Source organism: Gilliamella sp. B2717 (assembly GCF_026536675.1).
GTDB lineage: Bacteria > Pseudomonadota > Gammaproteobacteria > Enterobacterales > Orbaceae > Gilliamella > Gilliamella apicola_I.
Window position 1 is genome coordinate 34,559 of the sequence record NZ_JAFNNQ010000091.1, and the last position, 22,632, is coordinate 57,190.

Genomic DNA, 22,632 nt, shown 5'->3' on the forward strand with positions numbered 1-22,632 from the left:
GATAACGATTTCAAAAAAAACATAAGGGTAACGTACGTACTAAAAAATTTTTACGTTTCAATAACTATAGAGAAAAGCTTATTCTGTCTAGTTTTTGGTTATCTTTTTCCAAAAAAAATCGTTATATTTCGTAAAGATAATAATTAACAAACAACAATTATAATTACAAAATTTACTAAATTAGAACTGAAAATATCGAAAATAGCTATTATAGTACGACCCATCTTTACAAATTCGTTTCAATTAGCGATTTGTGCGATTTTGAAAATAAATTAATAAAAATCAAATAACTATAAACAAAAAATAAAATAATAAAAAATTACAATAATTTGTAATCGTATATCATTATATTAGGAATAGAAGGAAATGAGGAAGTGGAGTTAGTTACGCTTTTAACAGCTTGTGCTTTAAATGTAAGTTCTGATTTATTAGAACCATTAATTCAATTAGAAAGCGGTTATAACCCTTATGCTATAGGTGTTGTGGGCGCTTCTGTTCCTCAACCTACTTCTTTAAATGATTTTTGGCACACTATTAATGATTTAGAAAAAAGAAACAAAAATTATTCGGTAGGTCTTGCTCAAATCAACATCAAAAATCTTCATCGATTTAATATTCCTGTTCTTGACGCAGTAGAGCCTTGTAACAACATCAAATTATCAAGTGTCATATTAAAAGATTGTTACTCAAATTATCAAGATATAGGGAAAGCATTGAGCTGTTATTACAGTGGCAATGATAAAACCGGTTTCAAACGTGATTTTAATAATAGTTATGTTGAACGATTTTTAACATCTTATGCTAACAAGCAAGAAAATGTTGTTATCAATTTTGATTATGACCAATTTTATCAACTCAAAAATCAAGTTGAAAATTATCATCAAAATCAACCATCAACACAAGTTGCCAGATCATCACATGTTAAAAATACTAATCAAGTAAAAAATTTTTCTAATCACAAGAAAAAAGAATCGTTTTTGAAAAAAACGATCAATATGAACTAATGGAGATAAAAAATGAAATTAATTAAAAATTTATTTTGGTTGTCAATCGGGATTTTGATTACTAACCCAAGTTTTGCAGCAGGACTATCCAAAACCACCGGTGGTATGAAAGATTTGCAAACTTCGATACATGCCATTGTTGGGGTCGTATTTCTTATAACTGGTCTACTTGTTGGTGTTATAGTTTGGCGGGGCACAAAAACATGGGAAGAGTGCTCTAAATGGGTTATTGGGGTTGCATTTGCAGGAGGAGCGGCAGAATTAATTGGTATTTTCTTTTAAAAATAAAAGTGTCAAATAAATGGAAAAAGATATTTTATACAAGGCATTAACCAGACCCGCACTAGTGTTGGGATTACCGTTACAGTTAATCATATTTATCGCTTGGATAACTGTAATGCTATGTATGTTTATTTCATACTTTTTTGTCGGTTTAGGTATTTTCCTTTTTATTACCTGTGTTGCTTTAAATAAAAAGGATGAAATGTTTTTTTCTATATTGGGAAAGAAATTATTGGTTTCAAGCGGAACGACCAGTTTGTCACAAAGTAAAAAGCTATATGGCAATAATATAGATTATGTAACATCATCGTCTTATCGGGCAATAAAAGTGGATAATAATATTAATTTAAAACATTTTTCAACTATCGAAAAAAACATACCTTACTCAAGTCATATCGATAATCACATTATTATTAACAAAAATGGTGATTTAGTGGCGACATGGGAAGTAAAAGGTATTTCCTTTGAAACAAAAGGTGATGATGAACTTGATATCAGAAAAAATGAACTTGATAATTTTATTCGCTCATTTTCAAATGAAAACATAGCAATATATGTAAATGTCATCAAAAAAAATACAGATATCAAAATAGGCGGTGATTTTACGGGGTTTTGGTTTGCTGAACAAAATAATAATCGATATCTCGATTACCTAAAAAGTCAGCAGAATAAAGAGACATTTATTTATGTTTCTTTGGTGATGAAAGGCGCGGATTTACAAGATAAAGCAGATAGCTTCATTACCAGTATAATTACAAAATTGATAGGCAAAAAATCGATTAATATCAAAGAAAAACAAGATTTCATTGATAATAACTTATTACAAATGAAAGATCTTTGTTTCAGATTTGATAAAGGATTATCTGAATTTGGCTCAAGGCGACTAGGGTTATATAACAAAAATGACTATGTTTATTCAGAATTGATTGAATTATATAACTTAATATTAAGTGGTATTGATCGACCGATAATAATCGAACCGACAAGGTTATCCAACCTATTAGCCACGTCTGATTATTATTTTGGTGAACAGACAGTTATCGCAAAGTCAAATAATCAAACTAAATACATAAAATGCGTTGAAATAAAAACTTATTCCAACGAAACCAATCAAGGTATCTTTGATTTTCTTCTCGCTTTACCGATAGATATTTGTATAACGCAATCCTTTTCTATTTTATCAGCCAAAAAAGGAGTGGATTTAATAAAAAGGAAGAAAAATCAATTTGAATCATCAAACGATGATGGTGTGTCTCAAGTTATGACTCTTAATTTATTTATTGATGATTTAGCAAGTGGCAATATTTCGATTGGAGAATACCATTTTAACGTATTTATTCGTGCCAATACGTTTGAGCAAGTCCAAAACCAATCAAAAGAAATTATACAATCGCTAAATAATAAAGGGTTTATTGCACAAGATAGCACAATATCATTAAAACCTAATTTCTTTGCGCAGTTGCCTTCAAATTTTAAATATCGAACACGCGTCGTTGAAATTACCAGTAAAAATTTTGCAGGAACAACGGGATTACACAATTTTTTAGCTGGCAAACGAATCGGCAATTGTTGGGGAGATGCGTTAACGGTATTACAAACTAGAGGCGGGCAACCCTATTATTTCAATATTCATGAAGAAAACGCATTTACTAATGATTTAGGTAAAGATCTAGTCGGGAATTTCATGATCATTGGTGGAACAGGCGCCGGTAAAACGGTTCTTGCATCCTGGATATTGGAACAAAGTTTAAAATTTAATAGTCCAACATCGTTTAAAACCAATGTATTAGAACAAACCAAAAAATTTAGATTTATCTATTTTGATAAAGATAGGGCTGTTCAGATGCATATGTTAGCCTTAGGTGGAAAATACATTAGTCTCAGAAAAGGATTCAATACCAATCTAAATCCTTTTGCGCTTGAAAGCACGCAAGAAAACATTAATTTTTTAGTTTCATTTATTAAACTACTTTGCTCATTAGACGGTGGTCCTGTATCTGTATTACAAGATAAAGAGATATATAGAGCCGTTAATCAAGTCATGTCCCGAGAAAGAAGCAAAAGAAGTTTTGGTATTTCATTATTACTTCAAACATTGGACATAGAACAGGCTGAGGATAAACGAGAAAAATCGATTCATGAAAGACTGCAAAAATGGAGCCGAAATGGTTTTTTAGGTTGGGTATTTGATAATGAAATAGATGATCTTGATATCGAAAAATACAATACTTTTGGCATTGATGGCACAGAGTTTTTAGATGATAAGGAAATTTTAGATCCGTTAATGTTTTACATTCTCCACAAAATAAAATTGTTATTGAATGGTCAACGGATTGGTGTTTTTATCGACGAAATACAAAAATATGCAGAATGTCCTACGGTTGACAACATGATCGACGATCTGTTTAGGGTTATCCGTAAATTACAAGGATTTATTGGCGGTGCAACGCAAGATTTGACTTCGATTGAACATACCAAAACATACAAAGTACTACTAACACAGACAGAAACTAAAATAGTTATGCCAGAAAAAGTATATCGGGAAGATTATTTTATTGAACGTCTAAAATTTACTGAAAAAGAGTTTCAATTACTAAAGACTTTGAAAAAAGCAGATAGAGAATTTTTAGTAAAAAAAACCAGTGTCGATACCGGAAAACCTGAAAGTATCGTTTGTCGATTAAATTTAGGTTGCCTAGGTGAGAATTTACGTATATTGAGCATTGGTTCATCAGAACGAGCAGTCGCCGATAAACTAATAGCAGAAACAGATGACCCTCAAATCTGGATTAAAAAATTAGGTCATTTATTACAAGCTGAAAATATAAATCAATAAAGGGAGAGAAAACAATGAAAAAAACAAAATTATTAATGTTAAGTTTATGCTTTATATCTTATAACGCATTATCTGCAGGTGTTCCTGTATTTGATGGCGCAGCCAGTATAAGAGCACTCAATGAGTGGCAAGAAAAACTACAACAATGGCAATCAACAAACAGCTTTCATAATAGTAATCTTACTTTAGGTCAGGAACAACTGGGTACTTTAAGAGGTATTAGAGATCAAGTTCGAAATTTTAATGTTAAAAGCTTACTTAAGGATATTAATGCCATTGATAAAATTATGCCTGACTATAATGCAATAATTAGCGGAAACTTTTCACAAGAATCTAATGCATTAGCAGCAAAATTAGATATTAATGGTCGATGTGTAAATAATATTAAAGAGCTGATTAATCTTTGTAAATCGGAAAATCTGAACTTAGCGGCTAACTATATTGCGATGGAAAAAGTCAATGAACAAATAAATGTCATTTCAGAAAAAATAGGAAAACTAGCCGATGAAGTCGCAAAATCTGATGATATTAAAAACAGTACAGATATCAATAATGAAATCACAGTATTTAACAATCAATTAGCATTATTGGAACGAAAACTATCACTTACACAAAAACAATATGAATCTAATCAAGAATTGATAAATAAGCAAAGAGAGCAAATTATCGATGAAATAGAATTACGACCGACAACACCAACATTTCAGTTCTTTCAGGATGAGTTAGATAGAAACAATCGTAATACTGTTAGTTTTGATGGTTTTTAAAAAGGTTTAAAAAAATAATTAGGTCTTCTTCAATTATTTAGCTTATTTGCATTGTTAACAATACATATATTGATAATATTTTAAGATTTTTGGGGAATGCCTAATAGGCTAATATTACATTATAAAATAGTCTTATAGGGTTGGAGAAAATTTAAAATGGCAGGAGTATTTACTACACTTCAGAAGTTTGTTGATAAGTCGCTCGCAGCAGTTACCGCCCCCAAAATTACGGATTTTGTGAGTGCAATCAGTGAAATATTCGGAAGTATCATGTTGTTATGGGTAACCTATAAAAGTATTGAAATTGCGCTGGGGAGTAGGCCTTTTAGGCTTGGAGAACACATTCATAAAATATTAATAATCTCTATTGTAACGAGTATTGCTTTTGATGCTGATGGGTGGATAAAAACAGTTATAGATATAGTAAAAGAAGTTAAAGGTGCATTAGTTGAAAAGGGAGGAGCAATTGCACAACTAGATAGTCAAACAGATAAGTTTAACAAAACCATTGAACCGATCATTAAAAAAGCATTTATATTTGATCGTCCCTTTGTTGCATTATCTTTATGGGCATGTTTCTTTATTATGTCTGGAAGTTGTCTTTTTGCATTATTAACATCTGAAATTATTTTGGCGTTTGCTTTGCTCTTTACTCCACTGGCAATTTTGTCGTTATCATTTGAAAATACCAAAAAAGTGTTTGAAGGATGGCTGACTGCAGTAGTCGGGGCTATAATTACAATGGTATTATCTGGATTGATGATGTCATTAATGTCAGGATTTTTAAAAACACTTTGCGATTCCATAGGTAAGTATCCCCTATCATACCGAGTAATTTGTGCTGCATGTTTATTCTTTGCCATTTTCTTTTATTATGTTATGTCAGAAGTAAAAAAGTTAGCTCAAGCATTAACTGGGTTTACATGTGGTTCAATTCTGAATGCATGGAATGGAGTTGTTAACACAGCTAACACTGCAGCCAAGGTAGCCGCATTATGATTCAAAAATTAATTAAACATGGTAAAAAAATGAAAATAATTATAATTTCTCTATTGTTGTTAACGTTAGTAGTAGGCTGTGTTAAAAGAAAAAATACTGTTCCTCTTGAAAATAACCAATTACAAGCAGTAAATAGTGACATTATTACTTATCAACTAATAGAAAATATAAAGGCGAAGTAAATGTCAGACAAAAAAAGTATACATGTTATAGATGAACTTACAAAAGAAAGTCTAACTTTCGAAAAAAATATTATCCAGAATCAGGAAAAATCCAAAAAATTAGCATGGATAGTAGCAAGTATTTTTATCTTATATTCGCTAGTGTTAACGGGGTCATTTGCATTTTTATTACCATTGAAAGAGACTCAACCCTATGTTATTCGAGTCGATAGCAATACAGGCTATACTGATATTATTCCATCCTTAACGGATCAATCCTTTACGCCGGATGAAGCACTCGATCGATTTTGGATAGCTCATTATATTGAATTACGTGAAAAATATGTTTATGAAACTCTTCAACAAGATTATGAAAGAGTGCAATTATATGGATCAGCAAATGTTAATCGGCAGTACATCGGCTTATTTAACGCAGATAATGCACCCTACAAATTGTATGGGGATGGTTATGCTATCGAAGTAAAAATTTTGTCTATAAATTTAGGGGTAAGTGAAGGAGAGACTAACACGAAGACTGCAATTGCACGGGCAGAATTGACAAGGGTAAACCTTGCTAACAATGAAAGAGTGAGCAAAAGAATTTTTGCTACCATAGCATATGACTATAAACCAAATTTATCACTAGCGTTAAATCATAGAACGTCCAATCCGTTAGGATTTCAAATATTATCTTACACCGTCGATACAGAAAATAGGTAATTTTAATGAAAAAGCTGATTACATTTTTAATAGTATTAATCACGTTTAATGCATATTCCGAAACCGATCCCCCAAAATCTAATTTTGATTATCGTGTTCGAGAGCTTGACTATAATAATGATGATGTAACTAAAATCATTGCGGTAGATGGTTACACCACAACCATAAAATTTTCAGATAATGAATACATACAATATGTAACCACCGGTTTTGAAGAGGGTTGGCAACATAAAATACAAAATAATTATTTAATCATAATGCCCAAACCTATCGACAATGGGGAAGGGACATTTTATAAACCATCATCACCAGATTGGAATACCAATTTAATTGTGATTACCGATAAAAGGGAATACTCATTCCAATTAATGATAGATGAAAAACAAGATAATAATTCATTCATTGTACGCTTTAATTATCCGAAAGATAGAGCCTTAGCCATAAAAAATGAAAATATAAGAAAAGCAAAAATATATCAAGAAGAGAAAAATAAACAACTTATAACAAAATCATTAGGAAAGTTAAGTACACCTGTGAACTGGAATTATTACAAATCTGTTAATAAAGGAAGTGAAAGTATTGTACCGGATTTTGTTTATGATGATGGCATACTAACCTTTTTAGGGTTTTCCAATGAAAAAGAGATCCCAAGTGTATTTTTGGTGAATAAAAATAAATCAGAAGAAATGCTCACCTACAATATGCGAGCCGATGTATTAAATAATTACCGAACGTTAGTGGTTCATAAAGTGGCAGAAAAATTAATTTTAAGAAATGGTAACAAGGTTGTTGGGATTTTTAATCAGTCTTACGGAACCTATAAACCAGAATATAAAACAACAATAAGCGATAATGTAATCAGAGTGATCAACCAGTAAGGATAGAAAATGAGTGTCAATCAAAATAATATGGAGTCAAATGAAGAAAATTTGAAATCGAATATCGCTGATGAATTGAAAAATGAGAAAAAATCAAAAGGAATATCATTTAAAACAATTTTCATGTTGATGATTGTTATCGCTATTGTGTTATTTATGTTAGCAAAGGGAATCTTATCGCTCAAAACATCATTAACAGCAGATAGACATGAAGGAGAACCCGAAGTTGTTACTGTTGATAATAGATCATTTAATATTACAAGAAATACTAGAAATCCTGATAATCTTTTACCCCCGAATGATCCAGAAAATGGTGTTGATCCAGAAAATCCAATCCCAAATGAAGTTGAAGTAGAGTCAAAACCCGTAATTATAAAAGGGCGTTTTGGATTAGCTAAAGGTGATGATAAAGATGTAAAACAACAAGAAACTCAACCAATAGTTCAACCAATACCTCAACAACAAAGTTCTGTCGATAACGAAAAAAACAAACAAGGTACCAAGATTGTTAAGGCGGAAGTATTAAAACTTAACCCTAATTTATCAATTTACAGGGGAACATTTATTAAATGCTCATTAAGGACAGCATTGATTAGCCAAATTAGTGGTGATGTTGGATGCATTATCAGTGATGATGTTTATTCGGCAAATGGCACGACCTTACTCATAGAAAAAGGTTCAATAGTTAATGGAGCCTTCAGACGAGCCAGTGTTAATCAAGGTGACGATAGAGTGTTTGTTTTATGGGAAGAGATCCGAACACCCAATAATTTAATAATAAGAATTGATTCAGGGGCGAGTGATGTATTAGGTGGCCAAGGTATTAGTGGTTGGGTTGATAATCATTTTTGGACTCGTTTTGGTAATGCTGTGTTAGTTTCTTTGATGAGTGATCTGTCAAGTGCTGCTGCATCACGATTACAAAAAGAACACACTTTTACTGATTTAAATAATACCACTCAAGGTGGAACGGATGTTGCTAAATCGATAATTGAGAAAAATGTTGATATTCCACCAACAATATATCGTAATCATGGTGATAGTGTTGGTATTTACACTAACCAAGATATTGATTTTAGTGATGTTTATAAATTAGAGTACAGAAAATGATGAATACTATTTTTTGGGAAAATACAGAAGTTTTATTTGGAAAATACCTATCAGATCCGAAAATAAAAGAAATTTGTGTCAATCCTGATGGTGCATTGTGGGTTGAAACAACCGACGATGAATGGATAAAAAAAGAATCGATTGAAAACGATATAAAAAAACCAGGTTCACTTTTACAATCTTTTGCGACGACCGCGGCAAATTACAATAATACAAAATTAGGTGAAACTAACCCCTTTTTAAGTGGGACATTAATCAGTGGTGAAAGAATACAATTAGTTTATGCACCCGCATCTAAAAACTTAATTGTAGATATCCGAAAAAATCATAAAACCAATGTACCGTATCAAAAGTATGTTGAACAAGGTTTATTTAATGATATCAAAGCATTTGGTGATAAAAGTAGAGATGATGAAGAGTTAAAAGAACTTTATCTTAGCAGAAATTTCGTCGATTTTATAAAAAAAGCCGTAGCTGTAGGTAAAAACATCATTTTTTGTGGTGAAACAGGATCGGGAAAAACGACCTTTATGAAAAGCTTAATGGAGTTTATACCATTAAATGCACGGTTAATATCTATCGAAGATACAGAAGAGTTAGCCTTTTTTAATCATGGTAACTATGCCCAACTTTTCTATGATAGCCAATACAAAGAAGAAGATCCGGTAACGCCATCAAAATTATTAAAAGCATGTTTACGATTAAAACCAACCAGAATTCTACTGGCTGAAATACGAGATCAAGTCGCCTTAGATCTCATCAAAGTAATTGGTAGTGGCCACAATGGAACACTATGTTCTTATCATTCACCTACAGTTGAAATGACTTTTCAAAAAATGGTGACTAATGTAATGGAAAATCCTAAAGCCGTAGGATTAAGTGATAAAACTGTTGCTAAAATGATAGGGTTATCAATTGATGTAGTCATTCAAATGTCAGCTTTTTCTGGTTCAAGAAAAATTACAGAAGTCTATTTTAAGGATGTCGATTATGAAAAGTTATTTAATTAAAGGGTTATTAATTATATTAATAGGATACCTAACAGGTTGTTCAACTCCACCTAAACCACCTAAATTGAATAGTGACAACTATAAATCTGTATATCAAGATCAACTATTTCGATATCCGACAAGTCGACTATCACCTAATGAACAAATTATCAAAGACTTTAAAGATAAATCAGTGATTTATACTGTAGTAGGCGCGCCAATTAAAGAGTCAGACAAAATAACTGTCATTTTTTTAGCAACTCATGCCGATTCAATAAAAATAATTGGCAACAAAAAAAATATTTATCTCTATGAAAATTATTTCAGAAAAATAGGGATTAAATGCCAATTTGTAACAGAAGAAATGGTTGATAAAAATGAATTTGTCACATTTATATTTTCAGGAAAACAGGGGGATAAGATTGTAAAATCAAAATAAAATGTAAAACATATGTTATTAAAAAATAACATGGGAATAGGAAAACAATAAAATAATAAAACTAAATAAAACCAGCGATAACATCTAAAAATAACGAATAATAAGCGTATTAAAAGATGTTATTCAATGAACAAAACAATGAAACACAAATGTATATCAAAAAACAAAATTGATAACATTCAATTACTATAAAAGCAGGTAATATTATGAAAAAAATAAACTATTTCAAGACAATTATCATATTGACTGCTTTTTTTTCATTAAACAGTTTTGCTGATGAAAAAGAAGACTTAGATAGATACCGGTTTGAATATAAAACAATTATGTCAAAAGAACATATATCGCCAACAGATCAGCTCAAAGCTAGCGATCTAAAAGAGAAAATACAACTCATTGAAAAAAACAACCCATCTTTAAAAGAAGATGACAGAAGTATAATCGATAGGCTTGCCGAAACTAAAGAATCAAAAATAGTTACAAGCTCAAGTCCTGCTAACACAAACGATATAGACTATCGCGAAAACGTGGGAATATCAGATAACCTGACTCATTTTACTAATGACAAAAAAAATCGATTTAATATAAACCAAAAAGATCTTTCTAATGATCAAGCAATAGCTTGTGGTGTTATTTTATGTTTATCTTCAGTAACAAGGCCGAGTGAATGTACATCTTATCTTAAAAAATTCTTCTCAATAAAAGTAATTACCAGAGGGATTTTCAATTGGACAAAAACGTTAACAGCAAGAAAATCTTTTTTAGCAATGTGTCCGGTTGATAATGATGACCAAAATTTAAATAACCTAGTCAACGATATTATTCCAAACCAAAAAACAGATTGTACAGCTGACGAATTAAACAACTTGCAAGATAAAAAAGGGGATAGTATAAGAACCATTGCAAAATTACCAGATTACTGTGAAGCATTAGCCAACCATGCCTATTCTGATATCAAACTACCTACCTATCATTGTGATGGAACCTATTATTCAAACAAAGATTGGCGACGAGGTTACAGTGCGATAATAATTAGAGGAAAAAATCCGAAAAAAGAATATGATGCATGGAAGAGTCAAGGAAATAAAGGGCATATGGAAAAAATAAATTTTGGTTATGGTTATTTTAAACATTACCCAATTACCAAAAAATGTTGGAAAGATGAAAATTAAGCTAAATTTTAAATGATTTCTGACATGAAAATATAAACAGCAAACTATCAATTTAAACAATCAAAAATTGATAATGACTGTTAACGAAAACTAAAAAGTTAATCCTTAACACTAAGGATTAACTTTGTTGGTTAAAATAACAGTGAAATTTATGATTAATTGTATCAAATATTCAACTCACAATCTTTTTTACACACAAAATATCATCTATTGCATCAAACAATATCGTAACTGATTTTAGTCGCTTCTTATATACATAAAAACACTCATGACCAGCAATGGGTAGTTTAAAAGCTATTATGAAAAGGTTTACATAAAATAAATTTTAAAACCATAATCCTAAAATATCCTACGAATCCTATCGCTAAAAAAATTAAACAATTAATACATTCTTCCTTTTTACCTATTTTGAGCAGTAAACAGATAATTATCAAAAAATACGTAAATAATGAATAAGTACCGTTATCGAATAAAAATTTATCCTAGATAAACCCCAATTTTCTAGAATAAAAGTCTGATTTTTCATTGAGTAAGACAATTATCGCTGTTGGTCTATGTATTTGTTGTCTGAGTTTTTCTAAACTCGTTTGATCAAGTTGAGGGATCTGATTTTTGATTTTTTCCCATTTTGCACGTCTTAGCGAAATTCGACTTTGCTCCCAGGCATATTCACTATGACTAGAGTAAGGAATAATTTTTTCATTTTGTTGATAAGCTAAATAGATATCAACACTATCTTCTGATAAACGAGTCGCCACTTCGACTTCGTTATCCCATCCCATTTTTGAATCACGCTTATAACCTTCATTCAAATTTAATACGTTTTGATTGGCGATAGACGATTTACTTAAATTAGCCCCTTGAGCACCATGATAACCTTTTTGTAATCCTGCTGGTGGTTCAAGATCTTGTTCATAAACGGATTCAATTAATTGCCTTGCATCATCCGGCATTTTAATGCAACCTTGCTCGGATAGTATCTTTTGGGTATACCATAAATGAGCCGGATTAGCGTAAACATAACTGGTATTTCGAAAGGCTGGTTCGTCAAGCCAATTCGCGTTAGGTTCAGCTTGCCAATCTGGGGCAAGCACGGTTAGGGTAGGGGGATGGCGTTCATCAAACGATTGATTTTTTTCATCATATGGCTTGATATTGCCCTGTTTATCGCGAACATGCCGTTGTAAACGGCCAGCTCGTTGTATCAATAAATCTATCGGGGCAATATCGCTGATCATTTCATCAAAATCAAGATCCAAGGATTGTTCAATCACTTGTGTTGCTATAATGACTTTTCCTGCACGAATTTGATGATTCGATGTTTTTCCAGCCCATTGTAATGTTTTTTCTTCAATTTCCAAACGGTCACAATACGCAAAACGGCTATGAAAAAGTAGGATTTGTGTATGATCCAGTTGTAAATTGAGTTGAACTTGTTGATATAGACTAATTGCATCTTGTACACTGTTTTTGATCCAGCAAATAATTTTACCTTGTTGTATTGCTTTGCTGATTTTGTCTATTCCTGCTTCAATATTGTTAATCCATTCGATATTTACTTGGCGTTTAACTTCTTGTCGGGTTTCAATCGCTTGTTCAACTAAGCCGTTATGATTAAGCTGTGTCATGAGTGGAAAAGGTAATGACTGTTCTAATTTTAAAGCTTGTTTGTTGCCATTTAAGCCTTTATAAAAGGCTGTGAGCAGTTTTTGACGCAGAAAAAAAGGTAATGTTGCTGTCAAAATAATAACACTGCCACCTTGTAACGCATGGTAATGTAATAAGTTTTCGAGTAGTTTTACCATGTAACTGTCATAAGCATGAACTTCGTCTAATATCAGTAATTTATGGCGTAATCCTAATAAACGTAACGATTGATGTTTGAAAGGCATAATTGCCATTAACGCTTGATCTAACGTGCCAACTCCTACTTCAGCTAATAACGATTTTTTTCGAGTATCAACAAACCATTCATTACATTCTCCACTCACTGATTGTTCACCCTTGGGGTATTTTTGCTGGCTAATTTCATCGTGATTTAAAATTGTTTGAGTAAAATGCGGATTCATATAGCTAGAGCCATGAGCCAGTACCAGCGAAGGATGGCTATCAGCTTGATATAATTGTTCGTATACTTGAGCGGTACGCTGATAAATAGCATTAGCTGTTGCTTGTGTTGGTAAGCCGATATAGATACCCTGTGCTTTTTTAGCTGTCATAAGCCGATGTGCTAAAATCATTGACGCTTCCGTTTTTCCTGCACCCGTCACATCCTCCATAATAAAAAGTTCTGCACCATTATCAGAAAGTTGACAGGTTAACGCTTGTTGCTGTAGTGGTGTTGGTTTTTCAATGAAAGGAAACAAATTTTTAATATCACTAAAAGGAGTGATTGGCGATGCTGTTGGTAAAGTGGCAATGGCTTTTTCTGCTTTCAACATCGCATGATTATGCCAATATTCATCAAGTGGCATGGGCTGTGAACAAAACGGAAAAAATTGTTCATTTGAACCAAGCCAATCACTGATTACGGTTAAACCCGCAATTAACCAACTTATTTGTTTTAATTTTTTATAATAATTTTTATCAAAAAAATGGCAAGCATGGTGTGCTAGATTGTTATCGACTATAAACAATTGATTCAGTGCGATAATATAGTCTAAAGCCGATTGTTTATCTTGTTCATTAAATGATAAATTACCATAAGCTTCTCGTTCTGGTGGTTTGCCATGATGTCCCGTCATAATAAGTAGCCATGTGTCATATAATTCATCAATATCTTCACTATGTTGTTCAAGCTTAACGTTTGGTTGGTGTTTAAGTGAGTTATTCCATAACCAAAAACCAAGCGAATCATGTCTAGAATTATAGCTTTTAGATGGATCGACGCTGACAAGCTGCGGATGATTGTGTTTAAATAATGCTTGGAATCCATTCGCAAATTTACCAATATCATGCCAAGCCAAAAAATAAGCAAACCAAAGCGCTGCTTGATCGACATCTTTTGCAGAAAAACCAATTTGTTCAAATAATTGCGAAGAGTTAAATAAATTTTGTTTAACTATTTGATAACCACATGCAGCGACATCTAAATTATGATAAGCAAGTAAGTGATAACTACTGTTGTCAGAACTTTGATGGCATTTGCCCCAATATTGATAAAATGGCTGAGTCACTAAATGTATTCCTTGATTGTTTTGCTACTGTTTTGTCCGTTTTATTATTTATGCTTATTTAACTTAATAATTTTCATTAAATTTCGAAAAATTTAGTTTGTTAATATAATACTGTTTAGTATAAAAATGAAACAAAATCTTTTATACTGAAACATAAAGTAAATGTTAAACTTTTTTGATGATTAATTAATTAGTCAGATTATAATGGTGGTTGTACTGGGTGAATTTAGTGCTAATATTTAGATTTTGCTCACTTAATTGAAGTTTGGCAAAATAGAATATTTTAACTGTTGAGGGTAAATAATTTTAGTCATTATCGATGACAATAAAATTTTGCGCTAACAAATAAATTTAAAATTGATTAAAACAGGAATTAAATTAGGATGATTCGTCAAATCAAACCCAAAATAAAATCAGTACTCATTGCTTGTTGTATGAGTGGATTTGTCATTATTCCTCAATCTGTTAATGCCAATCAAACAGAAGACAAAACAACGCAACAAACGTCACAAGCTGTAGAGCAGTCTTCGGATAGTCGTCAGCAAATGGCAATGCGTGACATAGTTCAAACGAACGAACAGATTTATCATAAAACTATTTTTTCGTTATTAGGCGAACCTAAATATCCTGACAATTTTGAACATTTAGAGTATGTGAATCCAAATGCGCCGAAAGGTGGAATTATTAAACTAGCTGAGATTGGTTCGTTTGATAATTTCAATCGCTATGCCAGTCGTGGTGCGCCCGAAAAAAATTCAGGTGCATTATATGATACCCTTTTTACGAATACCGCAGACGATATCACCAGCTTTTATCCATTAATAGCAACGTCGATTACTTATTCTGATAGTTACCGCTGGGCTGAAGTTTTAATTAATCCTAATGCGCGTTTTCAAGATGATCAGCCAATAACCGCTGAAGATGTGGAATTTACCTTTAATAAATTTATGACTGAAGGTGTGCCTCAATATAAAGTCTATAATCAAGGCGTGACGGTTAAGGCTTTAGATACTTATCGAGTTCGTATTGAATTGCCAAAATCCGATCGTGAAAAATTACTTTCGTTTGTCGGCAATATGCGCGTTATTCCAAAACATTTTTGGCAACATCATAATTTTTCAGAACCCTTAACGACCCCACCGGTTGGTAGTGGGCCTTATTTTATTAGTGATTATAAAATGGGGCAATACGTGATTTATCGCCGTAATCCTCATTATTGGGCGAAAGATTTACCCGTTAATCGAGGTTTAGATAATTTTGATGAAAAACGCATAGAATATTATATGGATAGCAGTATTGCATTAGAAGCCTTTAAGGCCGGTGAATATGATTTTCGGGGTGAGTCCCAACCTAAAAATTGGTTTACGCAATATCAAGGTCATTATTTTGACACAAACGATATCATCAAGCAGGAAAAGCCGATAAAAACTGCAACCGACACCAGATGGTTAGCCTTTAATTTACAAAAAGATCTGTTTAAAGATATTAAAGTTCGTGAAGCGATTACGTTAGCATTCGATTTTGAATGGTTAAATCGTGCTTATTACTATAACAGTTATAAAAGACCGACCAGTTTTTTTGAAAATACAATTTATGCTGCAAAAGGAACCCCTACCGAACAGGAGCTAAAATGGCTGAATATCTATAAAGATATTATCCCTGAACGTGCTTTTGGTGATGCTTATTCATTGCCTAAAAGTGATGGTCAGGGTTTTAATCGTGAAAATTTATTAAAAGCCGCCCAATTACTCAATCAAGCTGGCTGGAAAATTGAAAATGGCGTGCTTGTCAATGCAAAAACTAAGCAACCTTTTGAATTTGAACTTATTGCTTACCTTGGTGAAGATATTAAATATGCTATTCCATTTCAGCAAAGCTTATCAAAATTAGGTATTAATATGAAAATTACGTTGTTAGATTCGGCTCAACACTTACGCCGTATGCGTGAACGTGATTATGATATGATGGCTCGTAATTATGGGGCAGTGAATTATCCAACGTCAGATCTGATGATTCTTTGGGGGAGTGAATATCTTAATTCGTCATGGAATGGTTCAGGTTTACATAATCAAGCCATTGACGGTATCATCGCCGAAATCACCAAGAATGTCGATAATCAAGAAGCATTAATCCCACTAGGACGAGCGCTTGATCGTATTCTTACTCAAGAATACCCCATGATCCCCATGTGGTATAATAGCCAAACATTTTATGCTTACTGGAATAAATTTGGGCAACCAGACATCCAACCCACTTATGCAATAGGCGTGGATAGTTGGTGGTATGATGCTGATAAAGCAGCTAATTTATCTAAGAATAAGGAACATTGATATGCTCAATTATCTAATTCGTCGATTGATATTCATTATTCCAACACTGTTTGTTATTTTAACGATCAATTTTTTTATTGTACAAGTAGCTCCAGGTGGCCCAGTTGATCAAGCCTTAGCTATGATAGAAAATGATGCCAATGGTGGACAAAGTTTGTTACCGGGTGGTGAAAGCACTGCATCATCTTCGCTGCATCAAAAAAATGAGTCAAATTATCGTGGTGCTCGAGGACTTGATCCCCAAGTTGTGGCGATGATAGAAAAACAATTTGGCTTTGATAAACCCCTTTTTGAACGTTACATTGATACGCTCAAAAATTATCTTTCCTTTGACTTTGGAAATAGTTTTTTTAAAAGTGAATCGGTTTTAGGATTGATTGCTAAAAGCTTGCCTGTTTCGATTTCTTTAGGGCTTTGGAGTACGTTAATCGTTTATATGATTTCTATCCCTTTAGGTATTCGTAAAGCGGTTAAAGATGGTTCTGCATTCGATTTTTGGTCAAGTATGTTAATTATCATTGGTTATGCAATACCCGTTTTTTTACTAGCTGTTTTATTAATTGTATTGTTCGCCGGTGGCAGTTATTGGGATATTTTTCCGCTTCGAGGATTGATTTCAAATAATTTTGACCAACTCGATTTTTGGGGAAAAGTAAAGGATTATGCTTGGCATATCTGCTTACCAACCATTGCTATGGTGATTAGCGGTTTTGCTTCGTTGACGATGTTAACAAAAAATCTATTTTTAGATGAAATTCGAAAACAGTATGTTATTACTGCGCGTGCTAAAGGCTTAAGCGAAAGACAAATTTTATATAAGCATGTTTTTCGTAATGCGACATTATTGATTGTTTCAGGCTTTCCTGCTGCATTTGTTGGCATTTTATTTACCGGTTCGTTGTTAATAGAGATTATCTTTTCGCTTAATGGTCTAGGATTATTAGGCTACGAAGCGATTATACAACGTGATTATCCGGTAATTTTTGGTTCACTTTATATATTTACCTTAATTGGACTCATCACTAAATTGTTATGTGATCTATCTTACATGGTGATTGATCCACGTATTGACTTTGAGGCTCGTAATTAATGACCACTCACTACTCTATTAATCAACAACGTTGGCAACGATTTAAACATAATCGTCGTGGTTATTATTCGCTTTGGCTATTTTTGATTTTTTTTGTTATTAGTTTATTTTCAGATTTTATCGTTAATGACAGACCAATTTTTATCAAATACCAGAATAACTATTATTCACCTATTTTTCATTTTTATCCGGAAACTGAATTTGGTGGACAGTTTGAAACGCAAACTAACTTTTTAGATCCTCAAATACAAGAAAAAATAGAACAAAACGGTTGGATGTTATGGCCACCTTTTCGTTATACCTATAATACATTAATTTACGATACTAATAGTACCTTTCCGACGCCACCTTCTGCATTGCATTGGCTAGGGACAACAGATGCAGGTTTTGATGTTTTAGCTAATATTTTATATGGTTTTCGCATATCGATGTTTTTTGCCATTCTTTTAACACTTTTTACCTCGATTATCGGCATCATCATTGGGGCTATACAGGGGTATTATGGTGGTAAAGTCGATATGATTGGGCAACGTTTCATCGAAATTTGGAGCGGATTACCTGTCCTATTTGTCATTATTCTTCTCGCAAGCATTTTACCGCTTAATTTTTGGTGGTTACTAGGTATTACTGTTTTGTTCGGTTGGATGGCATTAGCTGGCATAGTAAGAACAGAATTTTTACGTACACGTAATTTTGATTATATCCGTGCAGCAAAAGCAATGGGCGTTAGAAATTATAAAATTATGTTTCGTCATATTTTACCTAATGCCATGGTGGCAACTTTAACCTATTTACCGTTTATTCTTTGTGGCTCAATTACCACATTAACATCGCTTGATTTTTTAGGCTTTGGTTTACCGATTGATTCACCATCGTTAGGCCGTTTATTACTACAAGGCAAAAATAATTTGCAAGCACCATGGCTTGGCATTAGCGCTTTTCTAATTATTGCAACGTTGCTTTCCCTTCTGATTTTTATTGGTGAAGCCGTAAGGGATGCATTCGATCCAAACAAAGGAGTGTATCAATGAGTTTACCTTTATTATCTGTACAAGATTTAAGTATTGCATTCAAAAGACAAGCTCATCTCACTTCGCAAGTGGTCAGTCATATCAGTTTTGATATTCATGAACAAGAGACACTTGCATTAGTTGGGGAATCAGGATCGGGTAAAAGTGTGACAGCACTGTCAATTCTACGCTTATTGCGTAACGAACAAGTGATTTACCCAACTGGGAATATTTTGTTTGAAGGAAATTCATTACTGCATGCCAGCGAAAAATCACTTCGTAAAGTACGAGGTAATCAAATCAGTATGATCTTTCAAGAACCAATGGTATCACTTAATCCATTACATACTGTTGAAAAGCAGCTTTATGAAGTTTTATCATTGCATCGAGGCATGCGACGTAACGAAGCCAGAAGCGAAATATTGCAATATCTTGATCGGGTTGGAATCAAAGAGCCTAAAAATAAATTGTCAGCTTATCCTCATCAATTATCAGGAGGAGAAAGGCAACGAGTTATGATTGCTATGGCAATATTAACACATCCTAAACTATTAATTGCTGATGAACCAACGACGGCTTTAGACGTTTCTGTACAGGCGCAAATTATTCAGTTACTAAAAGAATTAAAAACCGAACTGAATATGAGTATGCTATTTATTTCGCATAATCTAAGTATTGTAAAAAAATTAGCGGATAAAGTGGCAGTAATGCAACAAGGTCAAATCGTTGAATATAATAATAAACAACGTATCTTTTTACGTCCGCAACATCCATATACTCAAACATTATTAAACTCTGAACCAAGTGGTGAACCTATCGTTTTACCTGAAACACCGGGGATACTGCTTAGTGTTAATCATCTAAATGTTGAGGTGACAACGCAAAAACGCTTATTTAGCAGTAAAAAGAAAAAAATTGTTGATAATGTCGGTTTTGTCATTCATCAAGGGGAAACCGTGGGGCTGGTTGGTGAATCAGGCTCAGGTAAAAGCACAACGGCAATGGCGATACTTCGGTTAATAAAATCTGACGGCGATATTTTATTTGATGGTCACCATATTGATCATTTAACCGCTAAAAAATTACTCCCGTTCCGTAGTCGTATTCAAGTGGTGTTTCAAGATCCTTTTTCATCGCTAAATCCTCGTTTTAATGTTGAGCAGATTATTAGTGAAGGATTGTTAACCCATAAAAAACTAAGTAAATCTGAACGAGAACAGGCTGTGATTGATATCATGCTTGAAGTTGGTCTTGACCCAAAAATGCGTTTTCGCTATCCAACAGAGTTTTCAGGAGGGCAACGTCAGCGCATTGCTATTGCCAGAGCATTGATTTTGCGACCAGAATTACTCATCTTAGATGAGCCAACCTCATCTTTAGATCATACAATTCAGCAACAAATTATTTATTTACTTAAATCATTGCAACAAAAGTATCAACTGAGTTATCTTTTTATCAGCCATGATTTAAGCGTAATTTATACTATGTGTCATCATGTTGTTGTTATGAAAGAAGGAAAAATTGTCGAACAAGGATTGTGTGAAAAAGTCTTTTCTGAACCTGAAAATGAATATACAAAAACCTTGTTATCTTTTTTCGATAAACCAATGAAGCTAAAAGTAAAAAATAAAACACTGATTTATTCAGATAAAATCAATGAGCAAGAAGAAAAAGAAAATAAAAAACTAAAAAATCAAGTCAATTGGGCAGACGCGTTGTTGATGCGAAAAGAGTAATAATAAAAATTAACGCATTAACACGCATTTTTAAAAATTATCTTAAATTAACTTTATCAATAAATTATGCAAAAACGAAGACTACCTTTTTTTATCGCACCATTATCCATATTGTTTTCAACTAATGTCATAGCACTGAATTGTCGTGATGATATTACTCAAAATCAAGTTGAAGCCAATAATTATATCTTCCAACTTTATGATTATCTTGATACACCAGCAACGGGAATAAAGCAAGAAATCAGAACGACAACGACCCAAAAAATAGGTATGCAGGAGAATGAAACGAATGCCAATCATTCATTAGAATATGATCCAAACGGACTAATTACGTTAAGTCATTATGAGCTGTATTCTGCTCAAAACAAACGATTATATTCTGAACATCTCCAAAAAATAAATACTGGTTGGGAAAATATTATCGAAGATTTTGAAGATAAAACTAACAGTATAACTCAGTTTACGACTGATAAAGACGGTAAAATTATTCAGTCTCATCAAGTGAAAAAAGCGGTTGATTTTATTTTTATTCAAAATGATAGTTATCAATATGATACCAATCATTGTTTGGTTAATAAAAATGTGCACTGGCAACTTAAAGAAACGGATGAGCAGGGTAACTATACCGGTAATGATTTGAATGGTGTTTCATTATTTACGTATGAATATCAAGATCAAAAACTCGCAAAAGTAGTGACTCAATTTAGTAATGGTTTAAGCAATGAAAGTGATTTTTCTTATCAATATGAAAATAATCGCTTAACGTCAATTCAATCTACTAATTTTACAGACGGTAAGGAGTCAGCTAACTATTTAACTCAATTACTCACCGTCAATGATAAAAAAGATTGGCTTTCGGCAAATAGAGTAAATAAACTTCAACCAGATAAGCAAGTGAACATCGTTAGACAAATCACTTATTATTAATCTTGAAACCATTAGCGTTATCATCTAATAACGCTAATTGCAATTTCAATTATTATGTTCTGACAAACAAAATAAAAAGAGCGTGAATCGTCCATGCCAGCGCCAAACCAAAAGTTAACAGTTTTTCACGTTTAGGATGAATATTAAACTGGTGCAAAATCGTTAAAATTTGTTGTAATGCGCACCAAATGGGTAAGCATATCATCAACAGCAAAAAGATTTTACCTGGTTCGCTACTAACTAATTTTAAAATATAGGAACGAGTTTGAGCATCGCCAAAAGGAATAATCAATCCAATGATAATCATCACAACCGGAACAAAAACAGCTGCCCACGTACCGCCTAAGGCATATAATCCTTTGATAACAGTATTATTCGAACGTTTAGTTTCTGATTCTTGAATTTTCATGATTTAAACACCACTCATCTTAATATCAATTTAATTAATAACACTGATACGGCAATTGTGATTATCCATAAACAGGCGATGAGTAACCAAGCTTGAGTTTGCTTATTATCAGTCGTTAATGATAATGCTTTAGGGACTTTTATAAACCAAATTATGCTATGTAACAGTGCCGACAAGAGTGCTACACAATTAAGTGCAACCACAACGGGTTTTTGTAAAAAGAAGATAAAGTGGTAAAACTCATCTTGTCCAATCGCATTCGTGTACATACAAACTACCCCATAAGTTAAAACAAAACTGATCCATAACATTGAAAACGGCGTTATTTTGCTAATGATCGAAAAAATCAAGGATATCTTGGTTTTTACCTGCCCATTGTCAAGCTGATGAGGATTGTCTAGGGGATTTTGATGATTATTTATTGGAAATTTAGTGTTATTTTTAGGATTCATAACTCTCTCAACATTTGATTTATCTACCAGCTTTTACATTTTATATCAGTTTCATAATAGCTTTTAACAAGCAATTATAGTGGCAAACCGGCTTGATGTCGCTAGTTTAATATAAGTAATGTTAAAGATTTTACCGTTCTAAGGTTGC

At 32.7% G+C, this 22,632-nt stretch carries 20 protein-coding genes; 17 read left to right on the forward strand and 3 right to left on the reverse strand.

The features are described from left to right. The first annotated feature begins 374 nt into the window (after positions 1–374). The 12 genes from J3U35_RS08880 (at position 375) to J3U35_RS08935 (ending at position 11,354) form a co-directional block, all read left to right on the forward strand. Complete coding sequence (locus J3U35_RS08880; protein WP_267360832.1) at positions 375–1,004, forward strand: lytic transglycosylase domain-containing protein; 630 nt, start codon at positions 375–377, stop codon at positions 1,002–1,004. Between the two features lie 12 nt (positions 1,005–1,016). After that, a complete protein-coding gene (locus tag J3U35_RS08885; RefSeq protein WP_267360834.1) occupies positions 1,017–1,286 on the forward strand; it encodes a TrbC/VirB2 family protein in 270 nt (89 codons plus the stop codon). 19 nt (positions 1,287–1,305) lie between these two features. Beyond that, the gene (locus J3U35_RS08890; RefSeq protein ID WP_267360836.1) at positions 1,306–4,122 is read left to right on the forward strand and encodes a VirB3 family type IV secretion system protein; all 2,817 of its coding nucleotides are present in this window, start codon (positions 1,306–1,308) and stop codon (positions 4,120–4,122) included. A gap of 14 nt (positions 4,123–4,136) precedes the next feature. After that, complete coding sequence (locus tag J3U35_RS08895) at positions 4,137–4,889, forward strand: type IV secretion system protein (protein ID WP_267360837.1); 753 nt, start codon at positions 4,137–4,139, stop codon at positions 4,887–4,889. A gap of 156 nt (positions 4,890–5,045) precedes the next feature. Beyond that, on the forward strand, positions 5,046–5,888 hold the full coding sequence (locus tag J3U35_RS08900) for a type IV secretion system protein (RefSeq protein ID WP_267360838.1): 843 nt from the start codon (positions 5,046–5,048) through the stop codon (positions 5,886–5,888). Further along, positions 5,885–6,070: a hypothetical protein gene (locus J3U35_RS08905; RefSeq protein ID WP_267360840.1), complete on the forward strand. Its 186-nt coding sequence runs from the start codon at positions 5,885–5,887 to the stop codon at positions 6,068–6,070. The genes J3U35_RS08900 and J3U35_RS08905 overlap by 4 nt, the downstream gene beginning before the upstream one ends. Then, complete coding sequence (locus J3U35_RS08910; RefSeq protein WP_267351508.1) at positions 6,071–6,769, forward strand: virB8 family protein; 699 nt, start codon at positions 6,071–6,073, stop codon at positions 6,767–6,769. It abuts the gene before it with no gap. Positions 6,770–6,774: 5 nt separating this feature from the next. After that, a complete protein-coding gene (gene virB9, locus J3U35_RS08915; protein WP_267351510.1) occupies positions 6,775–7,647 on the forward strand; it encodes a P-type conjugative transfer protein VirB9 in 873 nt (290 codons plus the stop codon). 9 nt (positions 7,648–7,656) lie between these two features. Beyond that, positions 7,657–8,757, forward strand: coding sequence for a TrbI/VirB10 family protein (locus tag J3U35_RS08920; RefSeq protein WP_267360842.1), 1,101 nt, complete (start codon positions 7,657–7,659; stop codon positions 8,755–8,757). After that, on the forward strand, positions 8,754–9,767 hold the full coding sequence (gene virB11 / locus J3U35_RS08925; RefSeq protein ID WP_081299148.1) for a P-type DNA transfer ATPase VirB11: 1,014 nt from the start codon (positions 8,754–8,756) through the stop codon (positions 9,765–9,767). Before J3U35_RS08920 ends, virB11 begins: the two co-directional genes overlap by 4 nt. Continuing rightward, positions 9,748–10,185 carry a hypothetical protein gene (locus J3U35_RS08930; protein ID WP_267360843.1) on the forward strand — a complete coding sequence of 146 codons (438 nt, stop codon included), beginning with the start codon at positions 9,748–9,750 and terminating at the stop codon, positions 10,183–10,185. The genes virB11 and J3U35_RS08930 overlap by 20 nt, the downstream gene beginning before the upstream one ends. Positions 10,186–10,391: 206 nt before the next feature. Beyond that, positions 10,392–11,354, forward strand: coding sequence for a TrbM/KikA/MpfK family conjugal transfer protein (locus J3U35_RS08935; RefSeq protein WP_267360845.1), 963 nt, complete (start codon positions 10,392–10,394; stop codon positions 11,352–11,354). 482 nt (positions 11,355–11,836) lie between these two features. Here J3U35_RS08935 and cas3 read toward each other — a convergent pair whose 3' ends face one another. Beyond that, entirely contained in the window at positions 11,837–14,530 is a 2,694-nt protein-coding gene (gene cas3, locus J3U35_RS08940; RefSeq protein ID WP_267360847.1) for a CRISPR-associated helicase Cas3', read from the reverse strand. Positions 14,531–15,075: 545 nt separating this feature from the next. Here cas3 and J3U35_RS08945 point away from each other — a divergent pair. The 5 genes from J3U35_RS08945 to J3U35_RS08965 all read left to right on the forward strand — a co-directional run bounded on the left by J3U35_RS08945 (position 15,076) and on the right by J3U35_RS08965 (position 21,623). Further along, positions 15,076–16,860 carry an extracellular solute-binding protein gene (locus tag J3U35_RS08945; protein ID WP_416380693.1) on the forward strand — a complete coding sequence of 595 codons (1,785 nt, stop codon included), beginning with the start codon at positions 15,076–15,078 and terminating at the stop codon, positions 16,858–16,860. A 1-nt stretch (position 16,861) separates the two neighbouring features. Next, a complete protein-coding gene (locus J3U35_RS08950; RefSeq protein ID WP_267360850.1) occupies positions 16,862–17,950 on the forward strand; it encodes a microcin C ABC transporter permease YejB in 1,089 nt (362 codons plus the stop codon). Beyond that, positions 17,950–18,981 (forward strand): ABC transporter permease, encoded by a 1,032-nt coding sequence (locus J3U35_RS08955; RefSeq protein WP_267360852.1) that lies wholly within the window; start codon positions 17,950–17,952, stop codon positions 18,979–18,981. The genes J3U35_RS08950 and J3U35_RS08955 overlap by 1 nt, the downstream gene beginning before the upstream one ends. Continuing rightward, positions 18,978–20,696 (forward strand): microcin C ABC transporter ATP-binding protein YejF, encoded by a 1,719-nt coding sequence (gene yejF / locus J3U35_RS08960; protein WP_267360854.1) that lies wholly within the window; start codon positions 18,978–18,980, stop codon positions 20,694–20,696. Before J3U35_RS08955 ends, yejF begins: the two co-directional genes overlap by 4 nt. A 66-nt stretch (positions 20,697–20,762) precedes the next feature. Further along, positions 20,763–21,623, forward strand: a complete 861-nt coding sequence (locus J3U35_RS08965; RefSeq protein ID WP_267360856.1) for a hypothetical protein — start codon at positions 20,763–20,765, stop codon at positions 21,621–21,623. A gap of 52 nt (positions 21,624–21,675) precedes the next feature. Here J3U35_RS08965 and frdD read toward each other — a convergent pair whose 3' ends face one another. Together frdD and J3U35_RS08975 are read right to left on the reverse strand one after the other, a co-directional pair. After that, positions 21,676–22,032: a fumarate reductase subunit FrdD gene (gene frdD, locus J3U35_RS08970; protein ID WP_267351524.1), complete on the reverse strand. Its 357-nt coding sequence runs from the start codon at positions 22,030–22,032 to the stop codon at positions 21,676–21,678. A 14-nt stretch (positions 22,033–22,046) separates the two neighbouring features. Next, on the reverse strand, positions 22,047–22,484 hold the full coding sequence (locus tag J3U35_RS08975) for a hypothetical protein (RefSeq protein WP_267360858.1): 438 nt from the start codon (positions 22,482–22,484) through the stop codon (positions 22,047–22,049). Positions 22,485–22,632: the final 148 nt, after the last annotated feature.